The sequence below is a fragment of the Trinickia symbiotica genome (assembly GCF_002934455.1).
GTDB classification, from domain to species: Bacteria; Pseudomonadota; Gammaproteobacteria; order Burkholderiales; family Burkholderiaceae; genus Trinickia; species Trinickia symbiotica.
Window position 1 is genome coordinate 76,459 of record NZ_PTIR01000017.1, and the last position, 15,235, is coordinate 91,693.

The window sequence follows — 15,235 nt, forward strand, 5'->3', positions numbered from 1 at the left end:
TCTGCTAAGCAGGTTGCATGCCGCGCCGGCCGCTGAGGTCCCGTCGGCTGACGCCCATCGGACAAAAACAAGTATGCGCGTATCGGCGGCGGACCGTGAGCGGTTTCCGACACGGACAGGGTGGCGGCGCATCGCGTCGAACTGAATGGTGTAAATCTGACACCGTGCCGCGGTCGATTTTTACATCGTATGTGCCCAATCTGCCGACAATCGTCGTGCCAACGATTGTCTAACGGCGCGGACGCAGCTATATTTCGTCGCAGTGGGCCCCGCCCGCGCCTCTCGCATAATGAAAGTGAAAGACCGCCGGTCGGAAGGGCGGCGTTCAAGACCGGATTCGGGGCGACTCGCCGCCGGCACGTGCCGGCAGGGTCAACGATACGACCTTGGAGCCCACATGACAGCAGATGCCAGAGAGAATCGGCCGAGCGAGGTACCGGCGGCTTTCGCCCGCCGAGAGTTCGTCCTGGGCGCGTGCGCGTCGGCGGCGGCGCTCTCCTTCGCCGCGACGCTCGGCCTTCCCATCGGCACTGCTTCCGCCTTTGCGTTCGAGCCGCCCGCGGGCGGCGGGCTGAACGCGTTCGTCGCGCTATCTCAGCAGTTGACAGGACGCGCGAGCCTCAATGCGACGCTCGGCAAGCGAATCTACGAGGCATTCGCGCAATCGGACAGCGGCTTCCCGCAAAGCGTCGCCGCGCTCAACACGTGGCTCAAGTCTCACGGCGGTGTGCCGAGCGATACGGTCACGGCCGCCCTCGCCGTCGAGAATCCACGCCTTGCCAAGACCGTCGGCGACGTCATGCGCGCCTGGTATCTCGGGCTCATCGGCGAGACGCCGATGACGAAGGTCGTCGCTTATGAAAGCGCCCTCATGTTCGATCCCGTCAAAGATGTGCTGACGATTCCGTCGTATTGCCGCGACGTGCCGTTCTACTGGAGCAAGAAGCCCGGAGGCGGATAGTCTCCCGCAGGAGATGAACTGGGGCAATGCTCGCCGCCGACACCGACTCGGCGGTCGAAGGCCCGGCAATGCACCGTGTTTGCGCATGGCATATGCCTTGCGGACGCGGCCTTCAAAACAACGTCACGGTCGATCGATTTGGCTTGGCATTGCGCACATGGCTAACAACACTTCCGCCGACGTCGTCGTAGTCGGCTCCGGCGTGGCGGGCGGCCTCGTCGCTCATCAGCTCGCACTCGCCGGCGCGTCCGTGATCGTGCTCGAAGCGGGCCCGCGCATTCCGCGCTGGCAAATCGTCGAGAACTTTCGCAATTCGCCCGCGAAGGCCGACTTCGCGACGCCATATCCGTCCATGCGGTATGCACCGCACCCCGAGTACGCGCCGCCGAACGGCTATTTGGTTCAAAAGGGCGACTATCCGTATGACTCGCAATATCTGCGCGTGGTAGGCGGCACCACCTGGCACTGGGCCGCCGCGACGTGGCGGCTGGTACCGTCCGACTTCAAGCTGAAGAGCCTTTACGGTGTGGGAAGCGACTGGCCTTATCCCTACGACACGCTCGAGCCCTGGTACTACGCGGCCGAAGTGCAACTCGGCGTTTCCGGCCCGGATCTATCGATCGATCTCGGTTCGCCGCGCGCCAAGCCCTATCCGATGCCGCAGCTGCCGCTCTCGTATCTCGACGCGCGCTTCACCGAAACACTGAATGCAAACGGCTTCAAGGTCGTGCCCGAGCCTGTCGCGCGCAACAGCCTTCCATACGATGAACGCCCCACGTGCTGCGGCAACAACAATTGCATGCCGATCTGCCCGATCGCGGCAATGTACAACGGGATCGTCCATGTCGAGAAGGCGGAGCAGGCCGGCGCCCAGCTCGTGCCGCAGGCTATCGTCTATCGCATCGAAGTCGACGACAAAGGGCTCGTCGCGGCCGTCCACTACAAGGATCCGTCGGGTGGCAGCACGCGCGTGACGGGCAAGCTATTCGTTCTCGCGGCAAACGGCATCGAGACGCCGAAGCTGATGCTGATGTCGACGTCCGACAAGTTTCGGCGCGGAGTCGGCAACAGCTCCGATCAGGTGGGCCGTAATCTGATGGACCATCCCGGCACCGGCGTCAGCTTCCTGGCGAACGAAGCGCTCTGGCCTGGCCGCGGGCCGATGGAGATGACCTCAGTCGTGAATTTCCGCGACGGCAAATTCCGCTCCGACTACGCCGCGAAGAAACTGCACCTGTCGAACGGCGTGCCGACGATGGCGATCACGGCGGCGCTGCTCAAAAGAGGTGTGACCGGCGGCGAACTCGATCGCGAGATCCGCGATCGGGCTTCGCGCACGCTGACGATCAACAGCTTTCACGAGATCCTGCCCGAGCCGCGCAACAGAATCGTGCCGTCGGCCGATCACAAAGACGCGCTCGGTATTCCGCAACCGGAGATTTACTACTCGATCGGCGACTACGTGAAGAAGAGCGCGGCCCACACTCACGAGCTCTATGCGCAGATCGCCGGGCTTTTTGGCGGCATGGAAGTGACGTTCGACGATCACTTCGCCCCGAACAATCACATCATGGGCACGACGATCATGGGAAGCGATCCGGCCGATTCGGTCGTCGATGCGGATTGCCGCACGCACGATCATCGAAATTTGTTTCTCGCGACGAGCGGTGTCATGCCCTCGGCGGCTTCGGTCAATTGCACGCTGACCCTTGCCGCACTCGCTTTACGATTGGCCGACAAGCTCAAGCATGAACTCTGAGATGAAACGGCCCCCACGCTCACTATCGTTCGCTGCCCCCTCCCACAAGGGGACTTCCTTGGCGCGCCTGCGGCGCACCTGCAGGTCGCGAGGGGGTCTCAGCCTCCCTTGGGGCGGAACCGGCGCCCGAAGGAAGTCCCCTTGGGGGACGGGAGGCTGAGATGACGAGACAATCCTCACCCTCGCATCGTTCTCTGCCTCGTCCCGTCCGCATGGCGAGCGTCGCCGCCGCGTTCGCGCTGTTTGCGCTCTATCTGGCGTGGCACGCGGCGAGCGATGCCGATGGCGCGCCGGCCGACGAAATACCGCTCTCCGCCGCGCTCGCGCAAGGCGGATCGAACTCCGCGACGAGCCCTGATGCGTCGCCCACGCCGGGCCCGACGGCTGGCCTGGCGCAAGAGAGCCAGGCGAGCGACGTCGACAATCCGGACCTCGTCAAGCGCGGCGCTTACCTCGCGCGTGCCGGCGATTGCATCGCATGTCACACGGCCGACAAGAGCCGTCCGTTCGCGGGCGGCCTGCCGATCGCGACGCCGTTCGGCACCCTCTACACGCCGAACATTACGCCTGACCCCGACACGGGCATCGGCCGCTGGACCGATGCGGACTTCGTCCGTGCGATGCACGAAGGAATCGGCAAGAGCGGCGAGCGGCTCTATCCGGCATTTCCTTACACCGAATACACGCGCATCACCGAACGCGACGTGCTCGCGATCCGCGCCTATCTGAACACGCTCGTGCCCATCCACTACACGCCGCCGCGCAACGATCTGAATTTCCCTTTCAATCAACGTTGGCTGATGTTTTTCTGGAACCTGTTCAATTTCCACGACGGTCGCTTCGTGCCCGATCCGAAGCAAAGCCCTCAATGGAATCGCGGTGCTTACCTGGTCGAAGGGCTCGCGCACTGCGAGGAATGCCATACGCCACGCAACTTCATGCAGGGACTGAAGACGAGCGATCGCTTTTCCGGCGCGCAGCAGGCCGGATGGAGCGCCTTCAACATCACGCCCGACAAGGCCGGCGGCATCGGCAACTGGAGCGACGACGATCTCGTCCGCTACCTGTCGACGGGAGTCGCGCCCGGCCGCGCCAATGCGGCGGGACCGATGGCCGACGTCGTGGCCAACAGCACGCAATATCTGACGAGCGACGATTTGCGCGCCATCGGTGTCTACCTACGCTCGGTGCCGCCGGTTTCGGGCGGGGCGACGCGCTCGCGCGATCAATGGGGCAAGCCGGCCGACGACGTGACCGCGCTGCGCGGCACGGCCGTCAAGGGCGTCAGCGGTGCGCAGCTTTTCGTCGCCAACTGCGCGTCCTGTCACGACTGGTCGGGGCAGGGCGTTGGCGGCAACGCGCCGCTCGCCTATCCGTCGCTGATTCATAACAGCGCGACCGGCGCCGGCAACGCCGACAATTTGACGATGGTCATTCTGCACGGCGTCGCGCGGCGCACTAAGGACGCCGATGTGATGATGCCGGGGTTTGGCGACGAGCTGAACGACGAGCAGGTCGCCGCCATCGCGAACTACGTGACGCAGCACTTCGGCAACCCGCGGGCGGCCATGACGGCCGCAGACGTTGCCAAGCTGCGCGCGAGGCAGCAGTGATGCGAAATCAGCGCGAGGGGGAAAAGCCAGGACCGCCTGCGGGCACAGGGCTATGATCGCGATATGGAAACGAGCCCCGAACACTTCCCCATCGTTTGCCGGCACGCTGCCAACACCGTTGGCCGCGATTTCATCGTTGGCGATCTGCACGGCTGCGTCGACGCCCTGCGCTACCTGCTGCGCGAAATCGAGTTCGAAGGCACGCGTGACCGGCTCTTTTCCGTAGGCGACCTCATCGATCGCGGCAGCCAATCGGAGGAGGCGCTGACGCTGCTCGACAAGCCGTGGTTCCATGCCGTGCTCGGCAACCATGAAGAAGCGCTTTGCCTAGTGGCCGAGGGCAGCATGCGCCGCAACTGGTGGTACAGCATTGGCGGAGAGTGGGCCGATTCACTCTCGGACGAAGCGTTGCTGCACTACGCGCAGCGCTTGCGGACGTTGCCGCTCGCGCGCGTCGTGGGCAGCGGTGCCGATCGTTTCAACATCGTGCACGCCGAATTCTTCGGCAGCGACGCGGATCTCGACGCCGGCGTTTTCACGGAACGCGTGCGGCAGCAAATGCTATGGGGGCGCGAGCTCGCGTTCGGCAATGGCGACCCGGCTCGGCAGGAGGGGCTCTCGGTGACGTACTGCGGCCATACGCCGATGCGCGAGATGGGGCGCATCGGCTCGCAGATATTCGTCGATACGGGTGCGTTCGCGCTGACGGGCAAGCTGACGATCACCGAGGCGCTGACGCCACGCGCATGGTCCGTCTCGCTCGAAACCGCCCTTTCCGAAGGCGCGGCGCAAATGGCGCTGCCCTGATGGCCGCGCAGCGCTAACCGACCTGCTTCAGTTCGAAGACGCTGTCGATCGCGCTGCCGTTCCAGTTGTATTCGAGGTACGCCGCATGGCGGCAGTCGCGCAGGATAGTCGTTTTCAACGCTGCGAGGCATTCGCCACGCGTATCGCGCACGGATGGATAGACGATGCCCGCCACAGCCGCCGCACGCACGGCGCGCCCGAGCGTCTGGCCCGCGCTGTAGTCGGTGGGAGACAGAATGGCCGAATCGATCGTCTCGTCGCCGCGCAAATCGGCGACCTCGCCTTGCGCCGTCACCGTATAGAGCCGCATCTGCTGGCGTATCGGCGGCTCGTTCGTGGCCGCCAGGAACTTCGCCGAGTGAAAGCGCGTTTCGGCGATGGCCGTGCGCGCCTCGCGTGCGCAGTAGAACACGCCGTAGCTGCCGTCCGAGAATCGGCTGCCGAGCGGGTTCAGATGCGTAAAGGCGGCCATGATCGGCCCGGTGCCGGGACCGAAGCGGCGTTCCTCGCGCGGCACGAGATCGAGATCGCCGATCTCCGTGCGGAGTCGATCGTTCGTCAACGATTCAAGCGCATAGAGCGCGTCAAAATCCTCGGGCGAGGCTACGCGATCGAAGAGGTTCACCGCGGGAAAGCGCGTGGGAATGACGCGATACGCGGGTGACCAGTCGATGAACGTGAGACGCCAGGGAGCCGTCACGCCCACCCGCCCCGCATCGCGTCGAGATATTGCCGCACGGCGACGAGATCGCTGACATTGCCGGCGAGCATCCGATCGAGTGCGCGGGCGCCGCCGAACGGCGGAGCGCTGTTCGGGCGCTTGACCCAGGCATCGGCCGCGGCATGTTCCGGCAGCAGTATCTGCAGCGCCTTGTAAATGCCGAGCAGCAGCGACAGGCGCTCGAGCGTATCGCGCGTGAGGCGCGCCGATTCAGGGGCGGCCTTCCACTTGAAGAACGTCGAACGGCCGGGCGAGCCGAGCAGGACGAGCTGCTCGTCGATGGAAAGATCCCAATCGCGGGCGATATTGAAGAACGCACGCAACCCGGCCGCCGACATTTCGGCGACCGAAGCCGTCGCGCCCGAAGGCTTGACGGCGCGCGCGGTGGACGGAAAGCGATGGGCGGCGGCGGCAGGCATCTGGTTCATCCAGAAACGGTCTCTACGCCGATATTAGTCCATTTCTGGATTTTTACAACCGAGCTGTGGCGGGCCGGCGACGACTGATGAGCCTGCGGCGCGGCGCTGCCCCCGGTCCGGCAGGCACTGGCAGACGATTAAGCCGGCGACCATCAGCGCGCACCCGTAGATGGCACGCAACGACAGCGTTTCGTCGAGTACGAGCCACCCTGCCAGTGCCGCGAACACGCCTTCCATGCTGAAAATAACGGCCGCATGAGCCGGCGCGGCGTCACGTTGCGTGACGACCTGGATCGTGTAGCCGATGCCGACCGAGAACGCGCCGCTATAGAGGATCGTCGGCAGCGCGTCGACGATCGCGGATCCGCGAATCGGCTCGATCAGCAGCGCGACGAAGACGCAAATGAAACCGCACGTCGCGAACTGGACGAAGGAGAGGGCGAGTACATCGATCGAGCGCGCGTAGCGGCCGACGAGCAAAACCTGCAGCGAAACGATGACGGCGCATCCGAGCTGATAGAAGTCGCCGCTTTGGACGACGAACGATTCGTTGACGCTTAGCAGATACATGCCGACGACGGCGAGCAGCGCACCGAGCCATGTGGCCGCCCGGGTCCGGTGTCCGAGGGCGACGCCGAGAATCGGGACGACGATGACATAGAGCGAGCTGATGAATCCGGCGTTCGCAACTTTGGTGTATTGCAGGCCGACCTGTTGCAGCCCGATAGCGATGGACAGCACGACGCCGATCAGCGCGCCGGGCCATGCGCGCGCAGGGGCGTGGACGAGCGCGGCAAGCTCGCCGCGCGAGGCACGCGCCGAGGGCCGCAGACACAACGCGAGGACGACCGCCGAGCCGAGCAGGAAGCGCAGGCCTGTAAACAGAAACGGACCGATCACGTCGAGGCTCAGCCGCTGGGCGACGAACGCCGAGCCCCAGATCATGGCGGCAAACAGCATCAGCAGATTCGCGCGTGCAGGGTTGTTTTGCTTGTTCCTTTCGTGCTTGGACACAGTGATGTGCATTGAGAATCGATCCGCACCGGCACCAGATCGAGTTTCCGATTGCCATGAGGCTCTGAACTGTGGGGGCCCGTGATCGGCGCGAACGGGCCCTCACAGCCGAGAATGCCGCATCTTGAGCGGCCATGTCGTAGTTGTCCGGCCGTAATGTTGTCCGCCGGCGACATGACCGCTCGTCCGCGGCGACCGTTCATCTCTCTACGCGAACCGCACGCAGTAAATCGGCGGCAAATGCGCCGAGGCCTGACGCCAGCTTTCGCCTCCGTCCTCGGAGGTCCAGAGGCCGCCGGTTGTCGAGCCCATGGCGAGCCGCTTGCCCGTCGAATCGATGGCGAGCCCGTGCCGATAGACGAGATCGTAGGCGGGCATGTCCGGCAGTCCCGCCGAAAACGACTCGAAGGTGCGCCCGCCGTCGCATGTGCGCGTCACGACGAAGCGCGCATCGACGGGCACGCGACACGCGTCCTTGATGGCCGGGACGAACCAGGCCGTATCGGAATCACGCGGGTGGGCGGCGACGGCAAAGCCGAAGCTCGACGGCTTCGCTTCGACGCGCGTCCATTGCGCGCCGCCGTCGATCGATCGAAAAATCGCGCAATGGTGTTGCACCCACAGCACGTCCGGCTTGGCCGGACACTGCACGACGCGATGGGGGTCCTGAATGTTCGGATCGTGTCGCCGCTCGGGCGGCATATAGTCGGCCTCCATCCCCTCCGCGGTCGGCCGCCAGCTTGCGCCGCCGTCGTTCGTCTGCCAGATGCCGCCGGACGAAATGCCGATCGTCACATGCCGGCTGTCGCGCGGATCGACGAGGATCGAATGAATGCCCGGATGATCGTAGCCGCCGCCCATCCATTCGCTGCGCTCAGGACGGTCCCACAACGGGCGGTTCAGCGTCCAACTATCGCCGCCGTCGTCCGATCGGAACAGGCCACCGGGGATCGTGCCGGCCCAGAGCACACCGGGCTCTTCGGGGCCGCCGGGCTCGAGCGTCCAGATTTGCTCGAGCGTCCAGGACGGCCCGTCCGCGGCGCCTCGGTTGTCCGCGGACGACTGGGATTGAGACTGTGACAGAGCGTCGCCTCGGGCGTCGGCGGATTGCTCTTCCACGAGCGCAACCGCCTCGCGTTCCGGCTGGGGCGGATAGACGGGCACCGCGCATTCTTCCCATTCGCTCGCCCCGGCGCGCCGACGATGCAACTTCACGCCGAAGTGCCCGAGGTTCAGCGCGGCGTAGAGCGTACCGTCGCGCGGGTCCAGCAGCGCCATCGTGACGGGCTCGCCGAGGAAATGCGGCGTACCCGGGCCGATACCGAACGCCCCGTCGTTCCATGCGAATTCGAACAAGCCCTTGCGGGTACCGACGATCAGCCGATCGCTCATTTTCGATGTCTCCTCTGGTAGCTGCTATCTGCCATCTGGCCAGCGGTGTTCGTGCGGCCGCTACCCGCCGGACAGCGCCTGCACGACATAAATCCGGCTCGTTTCGCCGACTTCATCGGAAAGACGCCGTCTGTCGCGCACCGGCCGGCCGTCGACGAAGACAGCGAGGTGGCGGCGTAGCGCGCCTTGATCGTCGAGAATGTAGCCGCGCAGTCGCGGCTCGCCGGCGAACGCGGCCGCGAGCGCTTCATCGACGGATTTAGCGGCAATCTCGCATTCGGGAACGACGATGTGCCGTTGAATCGACGGGGCGAAAAAGAGGTGCGCCATGACTGACGATGCGATGGTCGGGACGAGGCTTCAGTGTAGCCTGTGCACGTGCGCGCCGAAACGCCCTTACCCGCGCTCGATCGATGCCGCGAGAATGCGCAGCGCGGCGGCGGCGCGCGGGTCGCGCATGCGCGAATGCATGACGATCTGCGATTTCGGAAGCGTCGGCAGCGCGGGCAGGCCATTTTTGCCGTTCACTTCCACGAGGCCTGGCGGCGCCACGCGCTTCGCCAATGCGGAGACGGCGAGGCCGGCCGCAAGCGCCGCGCCGACAGCCGCGATCCCGCCACCCACGAACGTCTCCTGCCAAGCGATGTTGGCGCGTTCGAGCGCGCGAATCGCCACGCCGCGCACGCCGCACGGCGGGGCGATCATGGCAAGCGGGAGCGGTTCGCCGGGTTCGGGACGCCAGCCCCCGGCCGCGAGCCAGATGAGCGGCTCTGCGAAAAGCGGCTCGGCATCCGTTCGTGCCGTCCAGGCAGGCGCTTCGTCGGCTTCGTAGCGGACGATGACCGCATCGAGCCGCCGCTCGTCGTATTGCGCGAGGAGCGGAAACGACGAGCCGAGATGCACCTCGAGGATCAACCGCGAATCGTGCCGGTGCAGGTTCTCGACGATCCGTACGAGCTGCGAGCCGACGACGTGCTCACTGATCCCGATCTTCAGCGTGCGCCGCTCGGCCGTCAGCGACGCGAGGGCGCGCTGATGCGCGTCGAGCAGGTCGCGCGCCGAAGCGAGGAATGCGTGCCCGGCCGCCGAGAGCCGCACCGAGCGCGGCGTGCGCTCGAAGAGCCGTTTCCCGATATGCGCCTCGAGGCGCTTTACCTTCAGGCTGACGGCCGATTGAGTCGTGCCGAGCGCGTCGGCGGCCCGCGTGAAGCTGCACAAATCGGCAACGTGGATGAACGCGCGCACCGCGTCGAGATCGAGGACCTCAATCATTTGCGATGTGAATTAATGAAATATCCGACGATGAGTTTTCATTATGGCATGCGAAGGGTAATCTGCGAGCTCCAGAATCGTTCAAAAGGAGGCTGACATGCCGCTCGCTCGTATCTCCCTCGCCGCGGGAAAGTCCGCCGAATACCGCCAAGCATTGACCGAAGGCATCCAGCATGCGCTCGTGGAGACATTCAACGTTCCACCCGACGACCAGTTCATGCTGCTGACGGAGCACCAACCGGGAACGCTCGTCTATAACCGCAGCTACTTCGGCATTGAACGCAGCGACGACTTTGTCGTCATCCAGCTGACGGTGAGCAATACGCGCTCGCTCAGCCAAAAGCGGGCGCTATATAAGGGCATCGTCGAACGGCTCGCCGAGCGTCCCGGCCTGCGCAAGGAGGATGTTTTCGTCAATCTCGTCGAAGTCCTGCCGGAAAATTGGTCGTTCGGTCTTGGCGACGCGCAGTACGTAAAAAAGTAAGCGAAACGCCTGAGGTTTCGTGGGCGGCGCGATGATTGCCTGAACCCCGCGCCGGGCCGCACCGTGCGCGAGATCGCGATGAGTGTGTAATATTGACGGCATGCCCAAGCCCACGAACACCAGCGGACCGCCACGGCACGCCGTGGAGATTGTGCTCGCAGTCGAGCCAAAGGCTGCTGGACAATGGTTTCGCGAACGGGCCGAGAACATTCGCGACGCCGAAGGCGAGGACGCAGCGCGGTCGATCAGCCGCGCCATCGTCGATGTGCTGGAGCATTTGCCCGGCATCGAGACGGCGGCGGCCGACGAGCGCAAAGCGCGCGCGCAGTGCGAGTCGTTGCCGTCGCATCCCATGGCTTTTCGCTGGCAGACATCCGACAGCAGGCCGGTCGCAATCCAATTCGTCAATGCGCTTTCGATCGAGTCCGCGGAAGAGCCGGCGGCTGCACGCTCCGACGCCGGCCAACCGCCAGACGCATCGATGTTCTGCGAACTGCGCCTGTCTTGCGATGTTGACGACGACGATGCATCCGCTATCGATGCCGGAGCCGATTCCGTCTCCGATGAGCGCAGCGATGCGGCTCGACTGTCCGCAACGCGAGCGGTCTTCGCGGCTGCCCGAATGCTGCTCGACCATCTCCCCGCGTTCCCCGAATCGACGGAGGCGGCAGCCGCCAGCGCCTGCAAAACAAAGACCCGCGAACCCGTGCGCGCCTCGCGCATCGATCTTGCCGGTGCCCGCACGCCGCATGAAGCTTTGATCGCGATAGCCACGAATATCGCCCATCAATGGTTCGGCAACGAACGCGGCGTCCGCGAGAGCAGTGAGATCGAGTTCGTGCATCAAATGCGCGTTTCGTTGCGGCGCGCAAAGACGCTCATCAAGACGTTTCCGAGTTGGGTCGACGATGCATGGCGAACGAACGTCGAACCAGGCTTGCAGTGGGTCGGCGCGATGCTCGGCGAAGCTCGCGACCTCGATGTGCTCGTCGATTCGACACTGCCGGCGCTCGCCGCCGCCGATGCCGATCCGTCGGCATGGTCGGGCGTCATTGCCGCGGCCGATGCGCGCCGCCTCGAAGCGCGAGCCCGTCTGCAGCAGGCGATGCGCTCGCGCCGGTATGCGCAACTTTCGCTCGCATGGCTCGAGTGGCTGGCCAATCAGCATTTTTCGTCAGGCCCGCCGAAACATGCCGGGCGCGCGCTGCGCGAATATGCCGCGAAACGCGCGCGCCGCCATTACAAGCGATTGACGGCGGAGCCGCCGCTGACCTCGCTCGATGCCGCGGGACGGCACCGCCGGCGCATCGAGGCGAAGCGCTTGCGCTATACGCTCGAGTTCTTCGAGCCGCTCGTCGCGCCTCGCAGGCGCCGCAAAATAGCGAAGCAGGTGAGCCGGATCCAATCCGTGCTCGGCGACGCGAACGACGCTGCTGCCGCGCTTCGGTTTCTCGAGGAAGAACGTCTCGATGTAACCGAATACCAGCGTGGCTTTGCGCGCGGCTGGTGCGAGGCTGCCACGCGTGCGGCGGCGCACGAGGCCGACGGTCTGCTAGCTAAGCTTCCGAAGCCGAAGATCGCGCGTGAAGTGGCAGCGTGAAGGATAATGGCGCGACTTGCGCCACGTTTCGCATTGCACATGAGCGTCCCTCCACTATCGTCGACTCCAGCCGCTTCGACTGACCCCGATCACGCCTCGGACGAGAAGCCGCTCGGCCTCGCCGGGTCGCTCTGGTTACGCGCGGACGGCGAAACGTTGGCCGGCGCCGCGCGAATCGCGCTGCTCGCGGCGATCGGCGAGACGGGGTCCATCACCGCCGCGGCAAAGGCCGTCGGCCTCAGCTACAAGGCGGCGTGGGAAGCCGTCGACGCGATGAACAACCTTGCCGGCGTCGCGCTCGTCGTCCGCTCGACCGGCGGCAAGGGCGGCGGCGGCACGACGCTCACGCCGCGCGCCGAGCGCCTCATCGAAACCTATCGCGGGCTCGAGCACGAGCATCGCAAGTTCATCGAGCGGGCAAGTGCGGCGATCGACGATTTCGCGGGCGACTGGGCAATGATCGGGAGAATCGGCATGAAGACGAGTGCACGCAATCAGCTTTATGGGACGGTCGAATCGATCACGCGCGGAGCGGTCAACGACGAAGTCGTGCTGAAGTTGCCGGGCGGGCAGCAGATCGTCGCGGTCGTGACGCACGAGAGCGTCGAAGGGCTCGGGCTCGCCGTTGGCAAGCCGGCGTTTGCGCTCGTGAAGGCTTCTTGGATCATGCTGGCCGTCGATGATTCGAAGGGCGCAACGCCGTTGCGCATTTCCGCGCGCAATCGGCTACCCGGGTCGGTCAAGCACGTGACTCAGGGGGCGGTCAACTCCGAAGTCTCGCTGGAACTCGATAGCGCTACCACGGCCGGCACGGCGTCGCCCGCCGTAATGACTGCCATCATCACGAATGAGAGCGTCTCGGCATTACGCCTGAGCGAAGGTACGCCGGCTATCGCGGTTTTCAAAGCGTCGAGCGTGATCCTCGGTACCACGGACTAGCAGCGCATCGTTTTTCAGGCCAGGTCGATCCCGAGCGCGGCGCTATGCGGGGCTGAGCTGACGGGCGCACGGTGCGACGGTTCGACTCCGGCTTTCCAGCGGGCGCGAATGTAGGGGCGCTCGTGGCCGGAGAGATGGAGTGCGACGTGCGTGATCCAACGTTGCGTCGGCACCCGGACGTCGTGCAACGCCACCGCCAGCATCAGCAGGCTCACCGCCACGGGCACGGCCGAGAGCTTGCCCGGGTGAGCGTCCCATGCCCACCAGACGAAGAGCACGGCGGCGAGCGCGCCGATGATGCAGCCGGCGATGGCTTCCGACGGCGAATGCGCCTCGAGCACCACGCGGGAGAGCCCGACCGCGACGCCGGCGGCCATGCCAAGCGCGACGCCGAGCACGCGGATCCGTGTCCGCGCCGGCAGCAGCGTCAGGAAAAATCCGACGGGGTAAACAGCGGTCGAGAGCATGGCGTGGCCGCTCACTCCCGTGAAGTCCCATTCGCGGACGCCGACCCCCCAGCCGAGAAAGGCAATCTTCGTCAGCGCGACGATGCAGGATGCCCCGGCAACGATGGCGAGCCATCCCGCCGCGAGGCGCCACGTGTAGCCGAGCGCGAGCCACAGTGCAATGGTCAGTGCAAGAGGCAGCGTGAGACCCGGGCCGCCGAGGCGCGTGATCGTATACCAGAGGTGAAGCGGAAGGTCGTGCATGTCAGTACGCGCGAGGGGGACTTCCCGAGAGGGACTCCCCAACGGGATCCCCTCAGGGGCGCCGTTCGGGGCGGGCCGTGCGCGAGGGCGCTCGGCTTGATGATACGTAAGAACGCGCAAGCCCCCGGACCGGACGACAGGAAAAACGTGCGCGAACGCACAGTATAGCGACTGCACTGCGATCGGGGCTGTGGATAAGAAATCGGGGAAACGAGAATTTACGGATTAAACGGGTGCGCAACGGATTGACATGCCTCGAACATCGACGAAGGGGTAGTATTGTGCAGTGCGTCATGAAAGGAAGTTCGCTCAATGACAAAAAGTCTGACGAAAATCTGGCTACACGGCTTCAAGCGGTTAATGACGGGCCTGCCCAAGGTGCAGGCGGACTACCTGCGGGATGTCACGAAAAAGCAGCGGAAGGCGCGCGCCGATAGCGTACGCTCGGCGAAGCGACGGCAGGCGCGCGAAGCGCCGGAGTCTCGCGTTCGTCCGCGCGCGGCGGCATGGGCAAAGGGAACATGGACGCGGTCGTATCACTCGGCGCCACCGATGCCGGGCCGCCTCGTCAATCATCTGTCGTATGGCCTCTATGTGCCGCCCACGCGCTCGACGTTGCAGATGCCGCTCGTGGTGATGCTGCACGGATGCAAGCAGACCATCGACGAATTCGCGGCGGGCACGCGGATGAACCTCGTGGCCGATGCGCAAGGATTCGCCGTCGTCTATCCGGAGCAGTCGAAGCACGCGCATGCGCACCGATGCTGGCATTGGTATGACGACCGGGATTCCGCGGGACGCGGGGAAGCGCGCGCTATCGTCTCGCTCATCGACGAACTCGTCGAGGTGTATGGATTCGACCCGGAGCGCGTCTGCGTCGCGGGTCTTTCGGCCGGCGCGGGACTCGCTTCACTGCTGGCGATCCACTACCCGGAGCGCTTCGCGGCAGTTGGGCTTCACTCGGCACCGGCCTTCGGCGAGGCCCATTCCGGCATGACGGCAATGGACGTCATGCGGCGCGGCGCGCGACACGACCCGGTTGCGCTCGTCGATGCGGCCATCGACGCCGCATCGTACCCGGGCATGCCGGCGGTCATCGTGCAAGGTGACCAGGATGCGGTGGTCGCGCCGCAAAACGCCGAACAGCTTGCGATCGAGTTTCTGCGCGCGAACGGGCTCGTTGACGCGAGCGGTGCGCCGGTCTCGGGCACCGTTCGTGAAACGCGGGAGGCGGGGACGATGATCCGCGACTATTCGGCGGGCGGACGCCGCGTCGTGCGGCTCGTGCGCGTTGCCGACCTCGGCCATGCTTGGGCCGGCGGCGATGACGCGATTCCGTTCCACTCGCGCAAAGGCCCCGATGCGAGCGCGCTGATGTGGGAGTTTTTCCGCTATCAGCGCAGACGTAGCCGTGTCGTCAGCGCCGCGGTCAGGCGAGCCGCGGCGTCCGGCCGCTGAGCCCCGGGTCGGCGGCCAAGGTGTACGAGTGATGCGTTAACGCGACAGTTTTGACGCATTGCGACAAAGGACTGGCAGGCGATCAG

The 15,235-nt window shown here is 65.2% G+C and carries 15 protein-coding genes; 8 read left to right on the top strand and 7 right to left on the bottom strand.

Annotation, left to right across the window (positions count from 1 at the left end):
- Positions 1–397 precede the first annotated feature (397 nt).
- The 4 genes from B0G57_RS22060 to B0G57_RS22075 all read left to right on the top strand — a co-directional run bounded on the left by B0G57_RS22060 (position 398) and on the right by B0G57_RS22075 (position 5,140).
- Complete coding sequence (locus tag B0G57_RS22060; RefSeq protein WP_018439772.1) at positions 398–961, top strand: sugar dehydrogenase complex small subunit; 564 nt, start codon at positions 398–400, stop codon at positions 959–961.
- 157 nt (positions 962–1,118) lie between these two features.
- Complete coding sequence (locus B0G57_RS22065) at positions 1,119–2,720, top strand: GMC family oxidoreductase (RefSeq protein ID WP_018439771.1); 1,602 nt, start codon at positions 1,119–1,121, stop codon at positions 2,718–2,720.
- Between the two features lie 161 nt (positions 2,721–2,881).
- Positions 2,882–4,333, top strand: a complete 1,452-nt coding sequence (locus tag B0G57_RS22070) for a c-type cytochrome (protein ID WP_026229509.1) — start codon at positions 2,882–2,884, stop codon at positions 4,331–4,333.
- Between the two features lie 63 nt (positions 4,334–4,396).
- The gene (locus B0G57_RS22075) at positions 4,397–5,140 is read left to right on the top strand and encodes a metallophosphoesterase (RefSeq protein ID WP_018439769.1); all 744 of its coding nucleotides are present in this window, start codon (positions 4,397–4,399) and stop codon (positions 5,138–5,140) included.
- A 13-nt stretch (positions 5,141–5,153) separates the two neighbouring features.
- Here B0G57_RS22075 and B0G57_RS22080 read toward each other — a convergent pair whose 3' ends face one another.
- The 6 genes from B0G57_RS22080 to B0G57_RS22105 form a co-directional block, all read right to left on the bottom strand.
- Positions 5,154–5,846, bottom strand: a complete 693-nt coding sequence (locus tag B0G57_RS22080) for an RES family NAD+ phosphorylase (RefSeq protein ID WP_018439768.1) — start codon at positions 5,844–5,846, stop codon at positions 5,154–5,156.
- Positions 5,837–6,199 carry an MbcA/ParS/Xre antitoxin family protein gene (locus tag B0G57_RS22085; protein ID WP_051089988.1) on the bottom strand — a complete coding sequence of 121 codons (363 nt, stop codon included), beginning with the start codon at positions 6,197–6,199 and terminating at the stop codon, positions 5,837–5,839. Before B0G57_RS22085 ends, B0G57_RS22080 begins: the two co-directional genes overlap by 10 nt.
- A gap of 114 nt (positions 6,200–6,313) precedes the next feature.
- Entirely contained in the window at positions 6,314–7,306 is a 993-nt protein-coding gene (locus B0G57_RS22090; protein WP_018439766.1) for a DMT family transporter, read from the bottom strand.
- 195 nt (positions 7,307–7,501) lie between these two features.
- The gene (locus B0G57_RS22095) at positions 7,502–8,686 is read right to left on the bottom strand and encodes a WD40/YVTN/BNR-like repeat-containing protein (protein ID WP_018439765.1); all 1,185 of its coding nucleotides are present in this window, start codon (positions 8,684–8,686) and stop codon (positions 7,502–7,504) included.
- Positions 8,687–8,746: 60 nt separating this feature from the next.
- Positions 8,747–9,016 (bottom strand): MoaD/ThiS family protein, encoded by a 270-nt coding sequence (locus B0G57_RS22100; RefSeq protein ID WP_018439764.1) that lies wholly within the window; start codon positions 9,014–9,016, stop codon positions 8,747–8,749.
- A gap of 66 nt (positions 9,017–9,082) precedes the next feature.
- On the bottom strand, positions 9,083–9,955 hold the full coding sequence (locus B0G57_RS22105) for a LysR family transcriptional regulator (protein ID WP_026229507.1): 873 nt from the start codon (positions 9,953–9,955) through the stop codon (positions 9,083–9,085).
- A gap of 100 nt (positions 9,956–10,055) precedes the next feature.
- Here B0G57_RS22105 and B0G57_RS22110 point away from each other — a divergent pair, with 100 nt between their 5' ends.
- The 3 genes from B0G57_RS22110 to B0G57_RS22120 all read left to right on the top strand — a co-directional run bounded on the left by B0G57_RS22110 (position 10,056) and on the right by B0G57_RS22120 (position 12,981).
- Positions 10,056–10,442 carry a tautomerase family protein gene (locus B0G57_RS22110; protein ID WP_018439762.1) on the top strand — a complete coding sequence of 129 codons (387 nt, stop codon included), beginning with the start codon at positions 10,056–10,058 and terminating at the stop codon, positions 10,440–10,442.
- A gap of 100 nt (positions 10,443–10,542) precedes the next feature.
- Complete coding sequence (locus B0G57_RS22115) at positions 10,543–12,042, top strand: CHAD domain-containing protein (protein ID WP_018439761.1); 1,500 nt, start codon at positions 10,543–10,545, stop codon at positions 12,040–12,042.
- A gap of 39 nt (positions 12,043–12,081) precedes the next feature.
- Positions 12,082–12,981, top strand: coding sequence for a TOBE domain-containing protein (locus tag B0G57_RS22120; protein WP_051089987.1), 900 nt, complete (start codon positions 12,082–12,084; stop codon positions 12,979–12,981).
- A 14-nt stretch (positions 12,982–12,995) separates the two neighbouring features.
- On the opposite strand, the gene B0G57_RS22125 is transcribed toward B0G57_RS22120, so the two are convergent.
- Entirely contained in the window at positions 12,996–13,691 is a 696-nt protein-coding gene (locus B0G57_RS22125) for a phosphatase PAP2 family protein (protein ID WP_018439759.1), read from the bottom strand.
- Between the two features lie 312 nt (positions 13,692–14,003).
- Here B0G57_RS22125 and B0G57_RS22130 point away from each other — a divergent pair, with 312 nt between their 5' ends.
- Entirely contained in the window at positions 14,004–15,149 is a 1,146-nt protein-coding gene (locus B0G57_RS22130) for an extracellular catalytic domain type 1 short-chain-length polyhydroxyalkanoate depolymerase (protein ID WP_020566087.1), read from the top strand.
- Positions 15,150–15,235 lie beyond the last annotated feature (86 nt).

Excerpts from the sequence above, each read along its gene's own strand:
- B0G57_RS22060 (WP_018439772.1), top strand. The coding sequence starts at position 398 with ATGACAGCAGATGCCAGAGAGAATCGGCCGAGCGAGGTACCGGCGGCT.
- B0G57_RS22065 (WP_018439771.1), top strand. The coding sequence starts at position 1,119 with ATGGCTAACAACACTTCCGCCGACGTCGTCGTAGTCGGCTCCGGCGTG.
- B0G57_RS22070 (WP_026229509.1), top strand. The coding sequence starts at position 2,882 with ATGACGAGACAATCCTCACCCTCGCATCGTTCTCTGCCTCGTCCCGTC.
- B0G57_RS22075 (WP_018439769.1), top strand. The coding sequence starts at position 4,397 with ATGGAAACGAGCCCCGAACACTTCCCCATCGTTTGCCGGCACGCTGCC.
- B0G57_RS22085 (WP_051089988.1), bottom strand. The coding sequence starts at position 6,199 with ATGTCGGCGGCCGGGTTGCGTGCGTTCTTCAATATCGCCCGCGATTGG.
- B0G57_RS22090 (WP_018439766.1), bottom strand. The coding sequence starts at position 7,306 with ATGCACATCACTGTGTCCAAGCACGAAAGGAACAAGCAAAACAACCCT.
- B0G57_RS22095 (WP_018439765.1), bottom strand. The coding sequence starts at position 8,686 with ATGAGCGATCGGCTGATCGTCGGTACCCGCAAGGGCTTGTTCGAATTC.
- B0G57_RS22100 (WP_018439764.1), bottom strand. The coding sequence starts at position 9,016 with ATGGCGCACCTCTTTTTCGCCCCGTCGATTCAACGGCACATCGTCGTT.
- B0G57_RS22110 (WP_018439762.1), top strand. The coding sequence starts at position 10,056 with ATGCCGCTCGCTCGTATCTCCCTCGCCGCGGGAAAGTCCGCCGAATAC.
- B0G57_RS22115 (WP_018439761.1), top strand. The coding sequence starts at position 10,543 with ATGCCCAAGCCCACGAACACCAGCGGACCGCCACGGCACGCCGTGGAG.
- B0G57_RS22120 (WP_051089987.1), top strand. The coding sequence starts at position 12,082 with ATGAGCGTCCCTCCACTATCGTCGACTCCAGCCGCTTCGACTGACCCC.
- B0G57_RS22125 (WP_018439759.1), bottom strand. The coding sequence starts at position 13,691 with ATGCACGACCTTCCGCTTCACCTCTGGTATACGATCACGCGCCTCGGC.
- B0G57_RS22130 (WP_020566087.1), top strand. The coding sequence starts at position 14,004 with ATGACAAAAAGTCTGACGAAAATCTGGCTACACGGCTTCAAGCGGTTA.